15 protein-coding genes and 1 tRNA gene are annotated in these 18,835 nt (G+C 69.3%); 11 read left to right on the plus strand and 5 right to left on the minus strand.

Annotated elements, in window-relative coordinates:
- The 8 genes from AOQ53_RS02040 to AOQ53_RS02075 form a co-directional block, all read left to right on the plus strand.
- Positions 1–1,675, plus strand: a 1,675-nt coding sequence (locus AOQ53_RS02040) for an FdhF/YdeP family oxidoreductase (protein WP_059414401.1), incomplete at its 5' end; no start/stop codon positions are given.
- A gap of 55 nt (positions 1,676–1,730) precedes the next feature.
- Positions 1,731–2,219 (plus strand): PaaI family thioesterase, encoded by a 489-nt coding sequence (locus AOQ53_RS02045; RefSeq protein ID WP_059414403.1) that lies wholly within the window; start codon positions 1,731–1,733, stop codon positions 2,217–2,219.
- Positions 2,220–2,387: 168 nt separating this feature from the next.
- Positions 2,388–3,260: a trypsin-like serine protease gene (locus tag AOQ53_RS02050; RefSeq protein ID WP_059414405.1), complete on the plus strand. Its 873-nt coding sequence runs from the start codon at positions 2,388–2,390 to the stop codon at positions 3,258–3,260.
- Positions 3,261–4,086: 826 nt separating this feature from the next.
- On the plus strand, positions 4,087–5,316 hold the full coding sequence (locus AOQ53_RS02055) for a branched-chain amino acid ABC transporter substrate-binding protein (protein WP_059414407.1): 1,230 nt from the start codon (positions 4,087–4,089) through the stop codon (positions 5,314–5,316).
- A 138-nt stretch (positions 5,317–5,454) separates the two neighbouring features.
- The gene (locus AOQ53_RS02060) at positions 5,455–6,384 is read left to right on the plus strand and encodes a branched-chain amino acid ABC transporter permease (RefSeq protein ID WP_059414409.1); all 930 of its coding nucleotides are present in this window, start codon (positions 5,455–5,457) and stop codon (positions 6,382–6,384) included.
- Positions 6,385–6,389: 5 nt separating this feature from the next.
- Positions 6,390–8,177 carry a branched-chain amino acid ABC transporter permease gene (locus AOQ53_RS02065; RefSeq protein ID WP_059414467.1) on the plus strand — a complete coding sequence of 596 codons (1,788 nt, stop codon included), beginning with the start codon at positions 6,390–6,392 and terminating at the stop codon, positions 8,175–8,177.
- 5 nt (positions 8,178–8,182) lie between these two features.
- On the plus strand, positions 8,183–9,046 hold the full coding sequence (locus AOQ53_RS02070; RefSeq protein ID WP_059414411.1) for an ABC transporter ATP-binding protein: 864 nt from the start codon (positions 8,183–8,185) through the stop codon (positions 9,044–9,046).
- A complete protein-coding gene (locus tag AOQ53_RS02075) occupies positions 9,043–9,759 on the plus strand; it encodes an ABC transporter ATP-binding protein (protein WP_059414413.1) in 717 nt (238 codons plus the stop codon). The genes AOQ53_RS02070 and AOQ53_RS02075 overlap by 4 nt, the downstream gene beginning before the upstream one ends.
- Before the next feature lie 66 nt (positions 9,760–9,825).
- Here AOQ53_RS02075 and AOQ53_RS02080 read toward each other — a convergent pair whose 3' ends face one another.
- Positions 9,826–10,482 carry an ANTAR domain-containing response regulator gene (locus AOQ53_RS02080; RefSeq protein WP_059414415.1) on the minus strand — a complete coding sequence of 219 codons (657 nt, stop codon included), beginning with the start codon at positions 10,480–10,482 and terminating at the stop codon, positions 9,826–9,828.
- A gap of 102 nt (positions 10,483–10,584) precedes the next feature.
- Between AOQ53_RS02080 and AOQ53_RS02085 the strand changes: the two genes are divergently transcribed.
- Both AOQ53_RS02085 and AOQ53_RS02090 read left to right on the plus strand, forming a co-directional pair.
- Positions 10,585–10,668: transfer RNA gene (locus tag AOQ53_RS02085), tRNA-Leu, on the plus strand.
- An 87-nt stretch (positions 10,669–10,755) separates the two neighbouring features.
- A complete protein-coding gene (locus AOQ53_RS02090; RefSeq protein WP_059414417.1) occupies positions 10,756–11,562 on the plus strand; it encodes a hypothetical protein in 807 nt (268 codons plus the stop codon).
- Between the two features lie 7 nt (positions 11,563–11,569).
- On the opposite strand, the gene pyk is transcribed toward AOQ53_RS02090, so the two are convergent.
- Positions 11,570–13,006, minus strand: a complete 1,437-nt coding sequence (gene pyk, locus AOQ53_RS02095) for a pyruvate kinase (RefSeq protein WP_059414419.1) — start codon at positions 13,004–13,006, stop codon at positions 11,570–11,572.
- 163 nt (positions 13,007–13,169) lie between these two features.
- On the minus strand, positions 13,170–13,889 hold the full coding sequence (locus AOQ53_RS02100; protein WP_059414421.1) for an SIMPL domain-containing protein: 720 nt from the start codon (positions 13,887–13,889) through the stop codon (positions 13,170–13,172).
- A gap of 161 nt (positions 13,890–14,050) precedes the next feature.
- Here AOQ53_RS02100 and AOQ53_RS02105 point away from each other — a divergent pair, with 161 nt between their 5' ends.
- Positions 14,051–15,856, plus strand: a complete 1,806-nt coding sequence (locus AOQ53_RS02105; RefSeq protein ID WP_059414423.1) for a bifunctional metallophosphatase/5'-nucleotidase — start codon at positions 14,051–14,053, stop codon at positions 15,854–15,856.
- Positions 15,857–15,869: 13 nt separating this feature from the next.
- On the opposite strand, the gene AOQ53_RS02110 is transcribed toward AOQ53_RS02105, so the two are convergent.
- Together AOQ53_RS02110 and AOQ53_RS02115 are read right to left on the minus strand one after the other, a co-directional pair.
- Positions 15,870–17,333 (minus strand): lysine N(6)-hydroxylase/L-ornithine N(5)-oxygenase family protein, encoded by a 1,464-nt coding sequence (locus AOQ53_RS02110; RefSeq protein ID WP_059414425.1) that lies wholly within the window; start codon positions 17,331–17,333, stop codon positions 15,870–15,872.
- Entirely contained in the window at positions 17,330–18,727 is a 1,398-nt protein-coding gene (locus AOQ53_RS02115) for a pyridoxal phosphate-dependent decarboxylase family protein (RefSeq protein WP_059414427.1), read from the minus strand. The genes AOQ53_RS02110 and AOQ53_RS02115 overlap by 4 nt, the downstream gene beginning before the upstream one ends.
- Positions 18,728–18,835 lie beyond the last annotated feature (108 nt).

The raw sequence follows: 18,835 nt of genomic DNA on the forward strand, positions 1-18,835 counted from the left end.
GTCGGAGACGATCGGCATCGGCAAGGGCAGCGTCCTGCTGGAGGATCTGTACAAGGCCGACCTGATCATCGTCGCCGGACAGAACCCGGGGACGAACCACCCGCGCATGCTGTCCGCCCTGGAGAAGGCCAAGGACAACGGGGCGAGGATCATCAGCGTCAACCCGCTGCCCGAGGCGGGCCTGGAGCGCTTCAAGAACCCGCAGACCCCGCACGGCATGCTCAAGGGCGCCGCGCTGACCGACCTGTTCCTCCAGATCCGCATCGGCGGCGACCAGGCCCTGTTCCGTCTCCTGAACAAGCTGATCGTCGAGACGGAGGGCGCGGTCGACGAGGACTTCGTGCGGGAGCACACGCACGGCTACGAGGAGTTCGCCGAGGCCGCCCGCGCCGCCGACTGGGACGAGACGCTGAGGGCCACCGGGCTGACCCGGGAGCAGATCGAGGAAGCCCTCCGCATGGTCCTCGCCTCGCGGCGCACCATCGTCTGCTGGGCCATGGGCCTCACCCAGCACAAGCACTCCGTCCCCACGATCAGGGAAGTGGTCAACTTCCTTCTCCTGCGCGGCAACATCGGCCGCCCGGGCGCGGGCGTGTGCCCGGTGCGAGGCCACTCGAACGTGCAGGGCGACCGCACGATGGGCATCTTCGAGCGCCCCGCCCCGGCGTTCCTGGACGCCCTGGAGAAGGAGTTCGGCTTCGCCCCGCCGCGCGAGCACGGCTACGACGTCGTACGGGCCATCCGCGCGCTGCGCGACGGCGAGGCGAAGGTCTTCTTCGCCATGGGCGGCAACTTCGTCTCCGCGTCCCCCGACACGGACGTCACCGAGGCGGCCATGCGGCGCGCGCGGCTGACCGTGCACGTGTCGACGAAGCTGAACCGCTCGCACGTGATCACGGGCGCGCGGGCCCTGATCCTCCCGACGCTCGGCCGTACCGAGCGCGATCTCCAGGACAGCGGCGAGCAGTTCGTGACCGTCGAGGACTCGATGGGCATGGTGCACGCCTCCCGGGGGCGGCTGGAGCCCGCGAGCCGGCATCTGCTGTCCGAGCCGGCCATCGTCTGCCGCCTGGCCCGCCGCGTGCTGGGCGAGAACAGCGCCACGCCCTGGGAGGAGTTCGAGAAGGACTACGCGACGATCCGGGACCGCATCGCGCGCGTGATCCCCGGCTTCGAGGACTTCAACGCGCGCGTGGCCCGCCCCGGCGGCTTCACGCTCCCGCACGCCCCGCGCGACGAACGCCGCTTCCCCACGGCCACCGGCAAGGCCAACTTCACCGCCGCGCCCGTGGAGTACCCCGAACTGCCCGAGGGCCGCCTGCTACTCCAGACGCTGCGCTCTCACGACCAGTACAACACCACGGTCTACGGCCTCGACGACCGTTACCGGGGCATCAAGAACGGCCGCCGGGTCGTGCTGGTCAACCCCGAGGACGCGCGTGCCCTGAAGCTGGCGGACGGTTCGTACGTGGACCTGGTCGGTGAGTGGAAGGACGGCGTGGAGCGCAGGGCGCCCGGTTTCCGGGTCGTGCACTACCCGACGGCCCGGGGCTGCGCCGCCGCGTACTACCCGGAAACCAACGTGCTGGTGCCGCTGGACGCCACCGCGGACACCAGTAACACCCCGGCCAGCAAGTCCGTCCTGGTACGTCTGGAACAATCGGCGACCGACTGAGCGTTTGCTCAGCCGAGGTTGACCGCATGATCTGGACGAACGGAGACCGGGCCCCATGGGTGAACAGCAGCACGTGAAGTTCCCGCAAGAGGTCATCGACGAGTACGCCGCTCTCGGCGTGGACCTCTTGGCCCTGTTCTCCGCGGGCCACCTCGGGACCCGGATGGGCGTCCAGATCGTCGAGGCGTCGGCGGACCGGGTCGTCGGGACGATGCCGGTCGAGGGCAACACCCAGCCCTACGGACTGCTGCACGGCGGGGCCTCCGCGGTGCTGGCCGAGACGCTCGGCTCGGTCGGCTCGATGCTGCACGGCGGCAGCTCCAAGATCGCCGTGGGCGTCGACCTGAACTGCACCCACCACCGCGGGGTGCGCTCGGGCCTCGTCACCGGTGTGGCCACGCCGGTGCACCGGGGGCGCTCGACCGCCACGTACGAAATCGTCATAACCGACGAAAACGACAAAAGGGTGTGCACGGCCCGGCTGACCTGTCTGCTGCGCGATGTGAACCCCGGCGACGAGGAGCTCATCCGCGCCGCGAGCTGACGCCACGTCGAACCGGCCGCCGCCGAACCTGCCGCTGCAGAGCCGACCGACGTAGGGAAAACCCTGGAGGGGCGGGCGCGCTCTTGCCGCGACCGCCCCCGGGCGCTTCACTGACGACGCCCCACCCCCCACAGGAGAAGACCCGTCCCACCCCTAGAAGGGTTTCTCTTGACCTCCGTACGCGCCCTCGCCGTCACCGCCGCGGCCGGTGCCGCCGTGCTCGCCACCGCGCTGCCGTCGTCCGCCGTCAACTCCTACAACGCCACGCCCGCACCCGAACGCACCGAGGTCGGCGCGCTCGTGGCCACCTGGGACGACGACGACAACCCCGCGACCCCCGACCGGGTCGACTGGGTCTGCTCCGGCACCATGATCGACGTGGACACCTTCCTGACCGCCGCGCACTGCACCACCGACTGGCCCGACAACGTGCGGTTCTACGTCTCCCTGGACCAGGACGTGCAGTCCGGGCTCGACGCGGCGGCCAAGAGGCACCCGGGCGACCCGGCCGCGCAGGCCGCCGCCGTCGCCGTCCAGGGCACCGCCCACTCCCACCCCGACTACCCGGGGCCCGCCTCCGACACCCACGACATCGCGGTGGTCGAACTGCCCGCCGCCCAGGTCAAGGCCCGCTGGAGCTTCACCCCGGCCGCCCTGCCCACCGCGAACCAGCTCGGCAGGCTCGGCCCGCAGGGCCTGAACACGACCGAATGGTTCGTCGCCGGCTACGGCACCCAGGAAGCCGTCAACGGGCCCGGTGGCCAGACCCACCCCGGCGGCGGCGTCCGCATGAAGGCACCCGTCACCTTCAACGCTCTCAACGACTCCTGGGCCCGTCTGGCGATGACCGCCCCGCAGGGCAACGGAGGTGCCTGCTACGGCGATTCGGGCGGCCCCAACTTCGCCGTCATCGGAGGGCGGACCATCCTCGCCGCGACCACCATCACCGGCGACACCCCCTGCTACGCGACCAACGTGACGTACCGCCTGGACACCCCCGGCGCCCGTACCTTCCTGGCGCCGTTCGTCAAGCTCCCGTAACCCCGCGCCGACGGCCACCCGGCGTGATCGACCGCCCCGCCGCACCGGGCCCCATCCGGAGCGGCGGGGCACCGCCCTTCTTCCCCGCCCTGCCCCTCCCCTACAGTGGCCACACGAGGCTGCCGCCATGAGCCACGGAGCCCCGTCGAACCCGTCAACTCGGCGGAACCAGACGAGAGTTACGGCGTCACCGACGCCACTGCGCCACACCTGACCAACCGGCTCGCCGGCCGCTGGGCCGCGCTGTCACCCCGACGACGCGCAGCGGGCGTGTGAGGCAGCCGCGGTGACGGTGGCAGTGATGCGGCCGACCCTCACCCCGACCACCGGCCCCGGCCGTGCCCGGGGCCGGCCGGCACGACCCGGGACCCCACCGTCGAAACAGCCGTTTCCGGTTCTTCGGAACTCCCCCAGGACGCCGGCCATCGCTTTCTCTGCGTAACGCTCCGTAACGCGCGCGCAATACAACAGACAGTTTCGCCTTCGCCCGCGTCTGCGCCCGGGGCCTTCTCCGAACCGCTTCACGCCGCCCGCGCCCCGGCAGCCGCATGATCTCGGCCACGGCCAACCGGAAGTGCGCGTTCTCAGAATGCGGACTTCGGAGAAAGCACATCAAACCCGCCGAGACGGCCCGCTGCCGAAGCCGGGCATCCACCGCGTCATAACAAGAAAGTCACAAGCCAGCCCACGCCGCTGACCCTGCCTCCACACGGGCTTAGAGTCACGGCCAGTCACCGCTCCATCGGGAGTTCGGTATCAGCGCGGCACTCACCCCCCGATCAGGGCGGGCCTGCCTGTGAAAGGACTGATCGTGCGACAGCGTTCCTTGGTGATTCTTACCTCCGTTCTTACGACCGGAGCTCTGACTCTCACCGCCTGCGGCTCCCGAGACGACAGCGGCAACAAGAGCGGAGACAGCGGCGACGGCACCACGCTGACCATCGGCGTGGACGCGCCCCTGTCCGGTGAGAACTCCACCACCGGCCTCGGCATCCAGTACGGCGCCCAGATAGCCGTCGACGACGCCAACAAGAACAACTGGGTCCCGGGCGTGAAATTCAAGCTCAAGGCCCTGGACGACAAGGCGCAGCCCGCCACCGGCCAGTCCAACGCCACCAGCCTCACCGGCGACAAGACCGTCGTCGGCGCCGTCGGCCCGCTGAACTCCGGCGTCGCCCAGACGATGCAGCAGGTGTTCGCCTCGGCCAACATGGTCCAGATCTCCCCGGCCAACACCAACCCCGAGCTGACCCAGGGCAAGAACTGGCAGACGGACAAGAAGCGTCCCTACAAGACGTACTTCCGCACCGCCACCACCGACGAACTCCAGGGCAGCTTCGCCGCCGGCTACGCGTACAACGGCCTCAAGAAGAAGAAGGCCTTCGTCGTCGACGACAAGCAGACCTACGGCGCCGGCCTCGCGAAGATCTTCGCGGAGCAGTACAAGAAGTTCGGCGGCACCGTCGTCGGCACCGACCACGTCAACACCGGCGACAAGGACTTCGGCTCCCTCGTCACGAAGATCAAGAACTCCGGTGCCGACCTGCTCTACTACGGCGGCCAGTACGACGAGTCCGCGCTGATCACCAAGCAGCTCAAGGACGCCGGCGTCAAGATCCCGCTGTTCGGCGGCGACGGCATGTTCGCCTCCACCTACATCGAAGCCGCCGGCAAGTCCTCCGAGGGCGACCTCGTCACCGCGATCGGTGTCCCCGCCGACACCCTGCCCGCCGCCAAGCAGTTCATCCAGACGTACAAGGACAAGGGTTACAAGGGCGACTACGGCGCCTACGGTGCCTACGCCTACGACGCCACCACGGCCATCATCAAGGCCGTCAAGGCCGCGGCCGACGCCAACGGCGGCAAGGTGCCCACCGACATCAACGACCTGCGCTCCAAGGTCGTCGACGGAGTCCAGAAGTCCGACTTCGAAGGCCTCACCGGCAAGGTCTCCTTCGACGAGTACGGCGACACCACCAACAAGCAGCTGACGGTGTACCAGGTCGAGAAGGGTGCCTGGAAGGCCGTGGAGACCGGCACCGCCGACCTCCAGTAGTTCCGGCCCCCCAGTACGCAGCACCACGGGCCGCGCGGGAGGACGACCCCGACCGCGCGGCCCGTTTTCACACCCCCACAGCACGCGACCACGCACGCATCCAGTGCACACGACCACCAGCGACATGGAGGCCATGCGGTGAACACCCTGCCGCAGCAGCTGGCCAACGGGCTGCTTCTCGGCTCGATGTACGGGCTGATAGCCATCGGTTACACGATGGTGTACGGCATCGTCCAGCTCATCAACTTCGCGCACGGCGAGATCTTCATGACCGGCGCGTTCGGCGCACTCACGGTCTACTTCTACATCCTCCCCGACGGCACCTCGATGGCCCTCGCCGTACCCCTGATGCTCCTCGGCGGCGCCCTCGTGGCCATCCTCATCGCCGTCGGAGCGGAACGGTTCGCCTACCGGCCACTGCGCGGAGCACCACGACTGGCACCGCTCATCACGGCCATCGGCCTCTCCCTGGCGCTCCAGGAGGTCGTCCGCAACTTCTACCCCGGCGCCGACCGCGCCCGCGCCTTCCCCGGCCTCGACGCCACCCACGACATCGGCTCCGTCACCATCAAGGACGCCGACATCTTCCTCATCCTCGCCGCCGTCATCTGCATGGCCGCCCTCGCCTTCTTCGTGCGCCGTAGCCGCACCGGCCGCGCCATGCAGGCCACCGCGCAGGACCCCGACACCGCACAGCTGATGGGCATCGACACCAACCGCATCATCGTCATCGCCTTCGCCATCGGCGGCTTCTTCGCCGCCGTCGCCGCCGTCGCCTACGGCCTCAAGTACGGCAACGTCGACTACCGCATGGGCTTCCTCATGGGCCTCAAGGCGTTCACCGCGGCCGTCCTCGGCGGCATCGGCAACATCTACGGCGCCATGCTCGGCGGCGTCGTCCTCGGCATCGCCGAGACCCTCGCCTCCGCCTACATCGACGAGATCCCCGGTATGCACCTCTTCGGCGGTGGCTCCTGGAAGGACGTCTGGGCCTTCTGCCTGCTCATCATCGTCCTCCTCGTCAGGCCCCAGGGCCTGCTCGGCGAACGCGTCGCGGACAGGGCGTGATCTCGATGACCGACACCACCAAGACCACCCCCGCCGCCCGCGGACTCATCCCGCTCCCCCGCGCCGCGGCCCGCGCGCTCCTCCTCGCCGGAGGCATCGCCACCGCCGCCACCGCCTTCCTCGCCTGGACCTGGACCGACGAGTTCCCCGGCGACCTCACCATCAACGGCTACCCCGGCGGCCTGCAATGGCTCACCTTCGCCGCCGGCCTCGTCACCGCCCTCTTCGCCCTCGCCCTCTACGGCGTCCGCGGCACCGGCTGGCTCCTGCCCGCCCGCAACAACGCCCCCCTCACCCTCGCGGCCCTCGGCAGCTTCGGCACCACCTGGTTCACCGTCATCGCCATCAGCGTCGAACTCGGCGGCGTCGTCAACCTCGAACCCGGCGCCTGGACAGCGGCCATCGCCTCCCTGCTGCCCGTCCTCGGCGCCTTCGCCCTCCCCCAACAGGGCATCGGCCAGGACAGCACCAGGGAAAGCCTGAAGGCGTACATCGCCAAGCCCGACGCGATCCCCGCGCCCCAGCCCCTCACCCCCTGGCTGGAACGCGCCGCCATCACCCTCGCCACCATCCTCGGCCTCGCCGTCTTCACCTACGGCATCGACACCGCGTACGGCGAACTCTTCATCGGCTACCTCATCGTCGTCGTCTTCTTCGTCTGGGCCATGCACACCGCCGGCCTCACGGACCGCTTCTCCCGCCTCGTCGCCCACAACCGCAGCTTCACGCTCGCCATGGGCTTCCTCGCGGCGATAGCGTTCCCCTTCACCCAGACCGACGACCACTACGCCAACATCGGCGTCAACATCCTGATCTTCGGGACCGTCGCCCTCGGCCTCAACATCGTCGTCGGCCTCGCCGGCCTCCTCGACCTCGGATACGTCGCCTTCCTCGGCGTCGGCGCCTACACCGCCGCCCTCGTCTCCGGCTCCGAGTTCTCCACCTTCTCCGGCGTCCAATTCCCCTTCTGGGCCGCCGCCCTCACCGGCGCCGCCGCCTCCCTGATCTTCGGCGTCCTCATCGGCGCCCCGACCCTGCGGCTGCGCGGCGACTACCTCGCCATCGTCACCCTCGGCTTCGGAGAGATCTTCCGCATCGCCGTCAACAACATGGATGGCGACTCCGGACCCGACGTCACCAACGGGCCCAACGGCATCCCGTCCATCCCCGACCTGAACATGTTCGGGTTCAACTTCGGCCAGGCCCACGACATCGGCGGATTCACCCTCGGCCGATTCGCCAACTACTACCTGCTGATGGTCCTCATCATGGCCATCGTGGTCCTGGTGTACACGCGTGCGGCGGACTCCCGCATCGGCCGCTCCTGGATCGCCATCCGCGAAGACGAGACCGCCGCCACCGCCATGGGCATCAACGGCTTCCGCGTCAAACTCGTCGCCTTCGCCCTCGGCGCCGCCCTCGCCGGCCTCGCCGGCACCGTCAGCGCCCACGTCACCTACAGCGTGGTCCCCACGCCGTACCAGTTCGCCGGCTCCACCCCGCCCAACTCCGCGTTCCTCCTGGCCGCGGTCGTCCTCGGCGGCATGGGCACGGTCGCAGGCCCCCTCCTCGGCGCGGCCCTGCTCTACCTGCTCCCCGAGAAGCTCGTCTTCCTCCAGGACAAGTCGCTCCTCGCCTTCGGCATCGCGCTCATCCTGCTGATGCGCTTCCGCCCCGAAGGCATCATCGCCAACCGCCGGCGCCAGCTCGAATTCCACGAGACCGGCCAACTCGACGTACCCAAACAGACCACGCTGACCGACGAACCGGCCGTCACCAAGGCGGGGGCGTAACCATCATGACGACACCTGTACTCGAAGCCCGCGACGTCACGATGCGCTTCGGCGGCCTCACCGCCGTCCGCTCCGTCGACTTCACGGTCAACGCCGGCGAGATCGTCGGCCTCATCGGCCCCAACGGCGCCGGCAAGACCACGTTCTTCAACTGCCTCACCGGCCTGTACGTCCCGACCGAGGGCACCGTCTCCTACAAGGGCACCGTGCTCCCGCCCAAGCCCCACCTGGTCACCCAGGCGGGCATCGCCCGGACCTTCCAGAACATCCGCCTGTTCGCCAACATGACGGTCCTGGAAAACGTCCTCGTCGGCCGCCACACACGGACCAAGGAAGGGCTGTGGTCGGCCCTCCTGCGCGGCCCCGGCTTCAAGAAGGCCGAACGCGCCAGCGAGGAACGCGCCATGGAACTCCTCGAGTTCATCGGCCTCGCCCACAAGCGCGACCACCTCGCCCGCAACCTCCCCTACGGCGAGCAGCGCAAGCTCGAGATCGCACGCGCCATGGCCTCCGAGCCCGGCCTGCTGCTCCTCGACGAGCCCACCGCCGGCATGAACCCCCAGGAGACGCGGGCCACCGAGGAACTCGTCTTCGCCATCCGCGACAAGGGCATCGCCGTCCTCCTCATCGAGCACGACATGCGCTTCGTCTTCAACCTCTCCGACCGCGTCGCCGTCCTCGTCCAGGGTGAGAAGCTCGTCGAAGGCACCCCCCAGGTCGTCCAGGCCGACGAACGGGTCGTCGCCGCCTACCTCGGCGAACCCTTCGAAGGCGACCCCGGCCAGGCCGAAGCCGCCGAGGTCGAGGCCGCCGAAGCCGCAGCCGAAGCGACCAGCACCACCAGCAGCACCAAGGGAGAAGCCAAGTGACCGCACTCCTCGAGGTCGAAGACCTCCGGGTCTCCTACGGCAAGATCGAAGCCGTCAAAGGCATCTCCTTCAGCGTCGAGGCCGGCCAGGTCGTCACCCTCATCGGCACCAACGGCGCCGGCAAGACGACCACGCTGCGCACCCTGTCGGGTCTGCTGAAGCCGACGTCCGGGAAGATCCTCTTCGACGGCAAGCCCCTCAACGGGGTCCCCGCCCACAAGATCGTCGCCCTCGGCCTCGCCCACTCCCCCGAAGGCCGGCACATCTTCCCCCGCCTCACCATCGCGGAGAACCTCCAGCTCGGCGCGTTCCTCCGCAAGGACAAGGAAGGCATCGAGAAGGACATCCAGCGGGCCTACGACCTCTTCCCCATCCTCGGGGAACGCAGGAAGCAGGCCGCGGGAACCCTCTCCGGCGGCGAACAGCAGATGCTCGCCATGGGCCGCGCCCTGATGTCCCAGCCCAAGCTCCTCATGCTCGACGAGCCCTCCATGGGCCTCTCCCCGATCATGATGCAGAAGATCATGGCGACGATCTCGGAGCTGAAGTCCCAGGGCACGACCATCCTGCTCGTCGAACAGAACGCCCAGGCGGCACTCTCGCTCGCCGATCAGGGCCACGTCATGGAGGTCGGCAACGTCGTCCTCTCCGGGACGGGGCAGGACCTGCTGCACGACGAGTCGGTACGCAAGGCGTACCTCGGCGAGGACTGAGGCCCGGCCTGAACACGAAGAGGCCCGCTCCCCTGTCACAGGGGGCGGGCCTCTCGCTCTGCCGTCTCAGCCCTTGTTGGACTTCTTCTCCTCGGCGTCCTGGATGACCGCCTCCGCGACCTGCTGCATCGACATCCGCCGGTCCATCGACGTCTTCTGGATCCACCGGAACGCGGCAGGCTCCGTCAGCCCGTACTCCGTCTGGAGGATCGACTTGGCCCGGTCCACCAGTTTCCGCGTCTCCAGCCGCAGCGTGAGGTCCGCGACCTCCTTCTCCAGCTCCTTCAGCTCCGTGAAGCGCGAGACGGCCATCTCGATCGCCGGCACGACGTCAGTCTTGCTGAACGGCTTCACCAGGTAGGCCATGGCACCGGCGTCCCGGGCCCGCTCCACGAGGTCGCGCTGCGAGAAGGCGGTCAGCATCAGCACCGGCGCGATGCTCTCCTCGGCGATCTTCTCGGCCGCGGAGATACCATCCAGCTTCGGCATCTTCACGTCCAGGATCACCAGGTCGGGCCGGTGCTCACGGGCCAGCTCCACGGCCTGCTCCCCGTCCCCGGCCTCACCGACGACGGTGTAGCCCTCCTCCTCCAGCATCTCTTTGAGATCGAGCCGGATCAGGGCCTCGTCCTCGGCGATGACGACCCGCGTCGTCATCGGAGGCACGTGCGACTTGTCCTCATCAGGCGCGTCAACAGGCTGGGGCGACTCGGGGGCGCTCACGTGGGCTCCTTGGTACGGGGCAGGCCGGTACTGCTCCCAAGAGCGTACCTAGCAGCAAGGGCACACAGTGAACCGGTACACTGCTCATCGGTCCCCTGACTTGCCCGGTTGGAGGAACTGGTCAGACTCGCGGCACTCAAAATGCCGTGCCCCTTGGGCATGTGGGTTCGAATCCCACACCGGGCACAACGAAGTCAGAAGCGGAGGATCACGTTCGCGTGGTTCTCCGCTTTTTGCTGCCCCTGGTCACGATCAGTGACACAGAGTGAACACATGAACTTCCATGGCACTGAGGTGCGACAGAAAGCCCTCACTCTGCTGCGTGGCGGCGCGAAGAACGCGGACGTGGCCCGCAGCCTGAACGTGCCGCTGGGCACGGTCGGCTACTGGAAACACCTGGACCGGGCTGCACGCGGCGAGTGCCCCGAACGGCACGATCCGAAGTGCCCCCGATGTGATGGGCGGGACCTCGACGAGGCCGCATACGCGTATCTGCTCGGTCTGTATCTCGGCGACGGCCATATCAGCCACTACTCCGAGCACCGCGTGCCCAACCTCATGATCACCTGCACGGAATCATGGCCGGGCCTCATGGACGACTGCGAACGGGCCATGCGTGCGGTCTTCCCCGAGAACTCCGTCTGCCGTGTCCGCAAGACTGGCTGCCGCAACGTGAAGGTCTACTCGAAGCACCTGCACTGCCTCTTCCCTCAGCACGGCCCCGGCAAGAAGCACGAGCGCCCCATTGCCCTGGAACCGTGGCAGCAGGCGATCGTCGGCGCCCACCCCTGGGAATTCATCAAAGGCCTCATCCACTCCGACGGCTGCCGCATCACCAACTGGACGACCCGCATGGTCGCCGGCGAGCGGAAGCGCTACGAATACCCCCGGTACTTCTTCACCAACGTCTCCGAAGACATCCGACGGCTCTACACCGACACCCTGGACAAGCTCGGTGTCGAGTGGACGCACTGCACCCGCAACGGCGACCCGTTCAACATCTCCGTCGCCCGCAAAGCCTCCGTCGCCCGCAAAGCCTCCGTCGCCCTCATGGACGCCCACGTAGGCCCCAAGTACTGACGCCGCCCTACTTCGGGCTGTCGTCCTCGCCGATGTGGTGGACGCGGACCATGTTCGTCGAGCCGGAGACGCCGGGGGGCGAGCCCGCCGTGATGACGACCGTGTCGCCCTTCTGGCAGCGGCCGTAGCGGAGCAGCAGTTCGTCGACCTGGTCGACCATCGCGTCCGTGGAGTCGACGTACGGACCCAGGAACGTCTCCACGCCCCAGGTCAGGCTGAGCTGGGAGCGGGTCGCCTGGTCGGGGGTGAAGGCGAGGAGGGGGATCGGGGAGCGGTAGCGGGAGAGGCGGCGGGCTGTGTCGCCGGACTGGGTGAAGGCGACGAGGAAGCGGGCGCCGAGGAAGTCGCCCATTTCGGCTGCCGCTCGGGCTGCCGCGCCGCCCTGGGTGCGGGGTTTGTTGCGTTCCGTGAGGGGCGGGAGGCCTTTGGTCAGGATGTCTTCCTCGGCGGCTTCGACGATGCGCGCCATCGTACGGACCGTTTCGATGGCGTGCTTGCCGACGCTGGTCTCGCCGGAGAGCATGACCGCGTCCGTGCCGTCGATGATCGCGTTGGCGACGTCGGAGGCCTCCGCGCGCGTCGGGCGGGCGTTGTCGATCATCGAGTCGAGCATTTGGGTGGCGACGATGACCGGTTTGGCGTTGCGTTTCGCCAGTTTGATCGCGCGTTTCTGGACGATCGGGACCTGTTCCAGCGGCATTTCGACGCCGAGGTCTCCGCGCGCGACCATGATGCCGTCGAATGCCGCGACGATGTCGTCGATGTTCTCCACCGCCTGGGGTTTTTCGACCTTGGCGATGACGGGGAGCCGGCGGCCTTCCTCGTCCATGATGCGGTGGACGTCCTGGATGTCGCGGCCGGTGCGGACGAAGGAGAGGGCGATGACGTCGGCGCCGGTGCGCAGGGCCCAGCGGAGGTCGTCCTCGTCCTTCTTGGAGAGGGCGGGGACGGAGACGGCGACGCCGGGGAGGTTGAGGCCCTTGTGGTCGGAGATGACGCCGCCCTCGACGACCGTGGTGTGGACGCGGGGGCCGTCGACCTCGGTGACCTCCAGGCAGACCTTGCCGTCGTCGACGAGGATGCGTTCGCCGGTGGTGACGTCGTCGGCGAGGCCGGCGTAGGTGGTGCCGCAGATGTTGCGGTCGCCTTCGATGCCTTCTTCGACGGTGATGGTGAAGGTGTCGCCGCGTTCAAGGAGTACGGGGCCTTCGGTGAAGCGGCCGAGTCGGATTTTCGGGCCTTGAAGGTCGGCGAGGATTCCGACGCTGCGGCCGGTTTCGTCGGTGGCCTTTCGTACCCGGTGGTAGCGCTCCTCGTGTTCGGCGTGGTCACCGTGACTGAGGTTGAATCGGGCTACGTCCATTCCGGCGTCGACCAGGGCTTTGATCTGGTCGTACGAGTCGGTGGCGGGTCCAAGGGTGCAGACGATCTTTGCTCGGCGCATGGTCTGAGCCTATGAGTTACCGGCTGGTAGAGAATTGGTCGCGCGTGACTACTCAACAGACTTTGAGTGAAGCGTTATTGACAAGCGTTGAATTGTGCGGCGGGGTGCTCCGATGAGCACATGAGCACCCCCGGAATTCGGTCGGGTTTTCGGAATAGGCCGGCTAGAGCTGCGGCGGCACCATCGTGAAGCGGGCGTTGATCTGGGCGTGCACCCGCTGGCGCTGGGGTTCGAGGTCGAGGGGGGCTGCCGGGGCGTTCTCGGCGGCGGCGCCGAAGGCGGCGGAGCGCGCGCGGCCGGGGGCCTGGGGGTAGGGCGGCGGGGCGTTCTCGGCGCCGATGTCGGCGAGTTCGACCAGGGCGGAGAGGGTGGTGCCGAGCGCCTCGGCGTACTCGCGGGCGCGCTGGACGGCTTCCCGTACGGCCTTCTTGCGGGCTTCGCGGTGGGCGGGCGAGTCGGGGCGCAGGGCCCACCAGGGGCCGTCCACGCGGGTGAGTTCCAGGTCGGCAAGGCGGGTGGTGAGTTCGCCGAGGGCGGTGAAGTCGGTGAGTTCGGCGGTGACGTGGACGCTGCCGTGGTAGGTGCGGACGCGTTCGCCGCGGCCGTGTTTGGTGAGTTCGGGGGTGATGGAGAAGGCGCCGGTCTCCAGGCGTTCGACGGCGTCGCCGTAGGACTTGACGAGGTCGAGGACGGTGGCGTTGCGGTGGGTGAGGTCGTCGAGGGCGGAGCGGCGGTCGCGGCCGCGGGCGGCGACGGTGATGCCTATGCGGGCGATCTCGGGGTCGACCTCGAGGCGCGCCTCACCGCGGACGGCGATGCGGGGGGCGTCGGGTGTGCCGTAGGGGACGGCGGGCTGGGAGGCGTCTGACGTGGGCGCGGTCATACGCCCCACTCTGTCATGTCTTGGCTGGCCGGAGGCGTGGAGCGGACGGGCCGAGTCATCAGATCGCAACCTGGCGGGACTGTTGCTGCCGGTCATGACCGGGTCAGAATCTACGCGCGTTATCTACGCGCGTCGTTCACAGATTCCGCGAGGAGCCAGACATGCCGTTGAACCGCCGGAAGTTCCTGGAGAAGTCCGCCGTGACCGGGGCGGGGGTGGCGCTGGCCGGTGCGGTCGGGGCGCCGGGTGCGCAGGCGGCCGAGGCGCGCGAGGAAAAGCGGGGCGCGAAGCGGTACGCCTTCACCGTGCTGGGGACGACGGACCTGCACGGCAACGTCTTCAACTGGGACTACTTCACGGACAAGGAGTTCGACGACAAGGACCACAACGACATCGGTCTCGCCAAGGTCTCGACCCTGGTGAACCGCGTCCGCGAGGAGAAGGGCCGCCGCAACACGCTGCTGATCGACGCGGGCGACACCATCCAGGGCACGCAGCTGTCGTACTACTACGCGAAGGTCGACCCGATCACGGCCGAGGGCGGCCCGGTGCACCCGATGGCGCAGGCCATGAACGCCATGGGCTACGACGCGGCGGCGCTCGGCAACCACGAGTTCAACTACGGCATTCCGGTGCTGCGGAAGTTCGAGCAGCAGTGCCGTTTCCCGCTGCTGGGCGCGAACGCGCTGGACGCGAAGACGCTGCGGCCCGCCTTCGCGCCGTACAGCATGCACCGGCTGCGCACGCCGTGCGGGCGGGATGTGAAGGTGGCGGTGCTGGGTCTGACCAACCCGGGCATCGCGATCTGGGACAAGGCGAACGTGCAGGGGAAGATGACGTTCCCGGGTCTGGAGGAGCAGGCGGCGAAGTGGGTGCCGAAGCTGCGGTCGATGGGCGCGGACGTCGTCATCGTGTCGGCGCACAGCGGTTCGTCGGGGACGTCGTCCTACGGTGACCAGCTGCCGTACATCGAGAACGCGGCCGGGCTGGTGGCCGAGCAGGTGCCGGGCATCGACGCGATCCTGGTGGGTCACGCCCACACGGAGATCCCCGAGTACTTCGTCACCAACAAGGAGACCGGCAAGCAGGTCGTGCTGTCGGAGCCGCTCAAGTGGGGTCAGCGGCTGACGCTCTTCGACTTCCAGCTGGTGTGGGACAAGGGCCGCTGGGCGGTCGAGAAGGTGGGCGCGCAGGTCCTGAACTCCAACACCGTTCAGGAGGACCCGGAGATCGTCCGGCTGCTCTCGGACGAGCACGAGAAGGTCGTGGCGTACGTCAACCAGGTCATCGGCACGAACGCGGCGGAGATGACGTCGGCCGAGGCGCCGTACAAGGACGTGCCGATCATCGATCTGATCAACCACATCCAGGCGGACACGGTGAAGCAGGCTCTGGCGGGCACGGAGCACGCCGCGCTGCCGGTGCTGTCGCAGGCGGCGTGCTTTTCGCGGTCCGCCCGGATCCCGGCGGGCGAGGTGACGATCCGGGACGTGGCGGGTCTGTACGTCTTCGAGAACACGCTGGAGGCGCGTCTGATGACGGGCGCTCAGATGAAGGCGTACCTGGAGTTCTCGGCGAACTACTTCGTGCAGACGGCGCCGGATGCGGCGGTGGATCCGGCGAAGCTGACGAACGCGAACGGCACGCCGGACTACAACTACGACGTGGTGAGTGGTCTGGCGTACGAGATCGACATCGCCAAGCCTGCCGGTTCGCGGGTGACGAACGTGCGGTTCGAGGGGCAGCCGCTCGCGGACGACGCGAAGTTCGTGTTCGCGGTGAACAACTACCGGGCCAACGGCGGCGGCAACTTCCCGCATGTGGCCGCCGCTCAGTTGCTGTGGTCGAACTCGGACGAGATCCGCAACACCATGATCGCCTGGGTGAAGGCGAAGGGGTCGATCGACCCGGCCGGGTTCGCGGCGGTGGACTGGAAGCTCACGCGGAACGGCACGCCCGTCTTCTGAGCTGCGGGCTTCGTCACCTTCGGTCCACGAGCGGGGTCAGCGCCGGTGCCTCACGGGGCGGCGGGACCTGCTGCCGCTGCGTGAGGCCGAAGGTGGTGAAGGCGGTGCGGCGCGGGAGCGCGTACGCCTCCCTGCCCGTCAGGGAGTTGAGGATGATCGCGCTGCGCCAGGCGGCGAGGCCGAGATCCGGGGCGCCGACGCCGTGCGTGTGGGTCTCGGCGTTCTGTACGTACACCGTGCCGGTGACGGACGGGTCGAGGACGAGGCGGTAGTCCTCGTCGATGTGCGGGCGTTCCTGGCTGTCGCGGCGCATGTAGGGGTCGAGGCCGGCGAGGATGCGGTCGAGGGGGCGTTCGCGGTAGCCGGTGGCGAGGACGACGGCGTCGGTGGTGAGGCGGGAGCGGCTGTCCTGCCGGCCGTGCTCCAGGTGCAGTTCCACCTTGGTCGTCGCGACGCGGCCGGCGGTGCGGACCCGGACGCCGGGGGTGAGGGCGGCGTCGGGCCAGCCGCCGTGCAGGGTACGGCGGTACAGCTCGTCGTGGATGGCGGCGATGGTGGCGGCGTCGATGCCCTGGTGCAGCTGCCACTGCCCGGCGAGGAGCCGGTCGCGGGCGGACTCGGGCAGGTCGTGGAAGTAGCGGGTGTGGTCGGGGGTGAAGTGCTCCAGGCCGAGCTTGGAGTACTCCATCGGCGCGAAGGCCTCGGTGCGGCCCAGCCAGTGGAGCTTCTCGCGCCCGGCGGGCCGGTTGCGCAGCAGATCGAGGAAGATCTCGGCGCCGGACTGTCCGATGCCCACGACCGTGACGTGCTCGGCGGCGAGGAGGTCCGCGCGGTGGTCGAGGTAGTCGGCGGCGTGCACGACGGGCACGCCGGGGGCTTCGACGAGGGGCTTGAGGGGGTCGGGGACGTAGGGCTCGGTGCCGATGCCGAGGACGACGTTCCGCGTGTAGGCCCGACCGAGGGCCTCCGCTTCTCCGTCGGCGTCGAGCTGGGTGAAGTCGACCTCGAAGAGGTCGCGTTCGGGGTTCCAGCGGACGGCGTCGACCTGGTGGCCGAAGTGCAGCGCCGGGAGGTTCTCGCAGACCCAGCGGCAGTAGGCGTCGTACTCGGCGCGCTGGATGTGGAAGCGCTCGGCGAAGTAGAAGGGGAAGAGCCGCTCGCGGGACCTGAGGTAGTTGAGGAAGGTCCAGGGGCTGGTGGGGTCGGCGAGGCTCACCAGGTCGGCGAGGAACGGCACCTGGATGGTCGCGCCCTCGATGAGCAGGCCGGAGTGCCAGCCGAAGGCGGGGCGTTGCTCGTAGAAGGCGGTGTCGAGTTCGCCGAGCGGGTGGGCGAGCGCGGCGAGGGACAGGTTGAACGGGCCGATGCCGATGCCGACGAGGTCGCGGGGTGCGTCGGGCTCGTGGTGCGGGTGGTGGGGCCGGGTGGCCGGGGCGGGGTTCGGCTCGTGCGGCTGGGGGCTCGGCGCGGGGTTCATCGGGGGGTGTGTCCTTCCACGAGTGTCGCTTGCCGCGCTGTGACGAGGTGGAGCAGCGCGGCCAGGTCGTCGGGCCCGGTGGCGGGGTTGAGGAGGGTGGCCTTGAGCCAGAGCCGGCCGTCGAGGCGGGTCCGGCCGAGGACGGCGCGGCCGTCGGTGAGGAGTGCGCGCCGTACGGCGGCCACGGTGTCGTCGGTAGCGCCCGCGGGCCGGAACAGGACGGTGCTGATGACGGGCCGGGCGTGGAGTTCGAAGCCGGGGTGCTCCTCGACGAGGGCGGCGAGGTCCCTGGCCCGGGCGCAGACCTGGTCGACGAGCGTGCCGAGGCCGTCGCGGCCGAGGGTTTTGAGGGTGACGGCGAGCTTGAGGACGTCGGGGCGGCGGGTGGTGCGCAGGGACCGGCCGAGCAGGTCGGGCAGGCCGGCCTCGGTGTCGTCGGCGGCGTTGAGGTAGTCGGCGCGGTGCCGCAGGGCGGTGAGGTCGCGGGGGTTCTTGACGGCCAGGAGTCCTGCGGCGACCGGCTGCCAGCCGAGTTTGTGCAGGTCGAGGGTGACGGTGTCGGCGGCGTTGAGCCCGGTGAGCCGGGCGCGGTGGCGGTCGCTGAAGAGGAGGCCTCCGCCGTAGGCGGCGTCGATGTGCAGCCGGGCGCCGTGGGCCGCGCAGCGGGCGGCGATCTCGGGCAGGGGGTCGATGAGTCCGGCGTCGGTGGTGCCGGCGGTGGCGGCGACGAGCAGCGGTCCGGTCAGTCGGGTGAGGGTCTCGTCGAGCGCGACGGGGTCGAGCGTGCCGGCCGGGGCGGGTACGACGACGGGGTCGGGCAGCCCGAGCAGCCAGGCGGCGCGCGGCAGCGAGTGGTGGGCGTTGTCCCCGACCACGAGCCGCACGGATCCGCCGTACGCCTCCCTGGCGAGGAGGAGTGCGAGCTGGTTGGATTCGGTGCCGCCGGTGGTGATCAGGGAGGTTGCTTCGCGCTCCCCGGCCCCGTAGATCTCCCTGGCCAGGACTCCCGCGATCATCGCTTCCAGTTCCGACGCCGCCGGGGCCTGATCCCAGGAGTCCAGGGACGGGTTGAGGGCGGAGGCGGCCAGGTCGGCGGCGGTGGCGAGGGCGAGGGATGGGCAGTGGAGGTGGGCTGCGCACAGGGGGTGGGCCGGGTCGGCGGCGCCTTCGGCGAAGGCGCGGATGAGGACGTGCAGGGCGTTCGGGGCGCCCTGGTCGGGCAGGGCCTCCCCCACGGCCTGGCGCAGGCGCGCGGCGACCGCGTCCGGCCCGCCCGCCGGCAGCGGCCCGCCGCGTGCCCGGGCTCCGGCGTCCAGCGCCGCGAGCACGGTGTCGAGCAACGGCCGCAGGGCGCGCGGGCCTTCGGGGCCTGAGGCGAGGGGTGGCGTGCTCATGGGCTGTCCTCCGGGGTGCGGGGCGGCGCGCCCGAAAGGCCCAACGACCGGACCCGGGAGGAGGTACTTCCGTACCGGAAAACCTGTTGGAGCCGCTTCAGCCCTCCG

Origin of the sequence: Streptomyces azureus, from assembly GCF_001270025.1 — a bacterium.
Classification (GTDB): domain Bacteria; phylum Actinomycetota; class Actinomycetes; order Streptomycetales; family Streptomycetaceae; genus Streptomyces; species Streptomyces azureus.

What these genes read in the sequence shown, in the direction of transcription:
- AOQ53_RS02045 (WP_059414403.1), top strand. Translation starts at nt 1,731, where the DNA reads ATGGGTGAACAGCAGCACGTGAAGTTCCCGCAAGAGGTCATCGACGAG.
- AOQ53_RS02110 (WP_059414425.1), bottom strand. Translation starts at nt 17,333, where the DNA reads ATGAACCCCGCGCCGAGCCCCCAGCCGCACGAGCCGAACCCCGCCCCG.
- AOQ53_RS02090 (WP_059414417.1), top strand. Translation starts at nt 10,756, where the DNA reads ATGAACTTCCATGGCACTGAGGTGCGACAGAAAGCCCTCACTCTGCTG.
- AOQ53_RS02100 (WP_059414421.1), bottom strand. Translation starts at nt 13,889, where the DNA reads ATGACCGCGCCCACGTCAGACGCCTCCCAGCCCGCCGTCCCCTACGGC.
- AOQ53_RS02065 (WP_059414467.1), top strand. Translation starts at nt 6,390, where the DNA reads ATGACCGACACCACCAAGACCACCCCCGCCGCCCGCGGACTCATCCCG.
- AOQ53_RS02105 (WP_059414423.1), top strand. Translation starts at nt 14,051, where the DNA reads ATGCCGTTGAACCGCCGGAAGTTCCTGGAGAAGTCCGCCGTGACCGGG.
- AOQ53_RS02070 (WP_059414411.1), top strand. Translation starts at nt 8,183, where the DNA reads ATGACGACACCTGTACTCGAAGCCCGCGACGTCACGATGCGCTTCGGC.
- pyk (WP_059414419.1), bottom strand. Translation starts at nt 13,006, where the DNA reads ATGCGCCGAGCAAAGATCGTCTGCACCCTTGGACCCGCCACCGACTCG.
- AOQ53_RS02115 (WP_059414427.1), bottom strand. Translation starts at nt 18,727, where the DNA reads ATGAGCACGCCACCCCTCGCCTCAGGCCCCGAAGGCCCGCGCGCCCTG.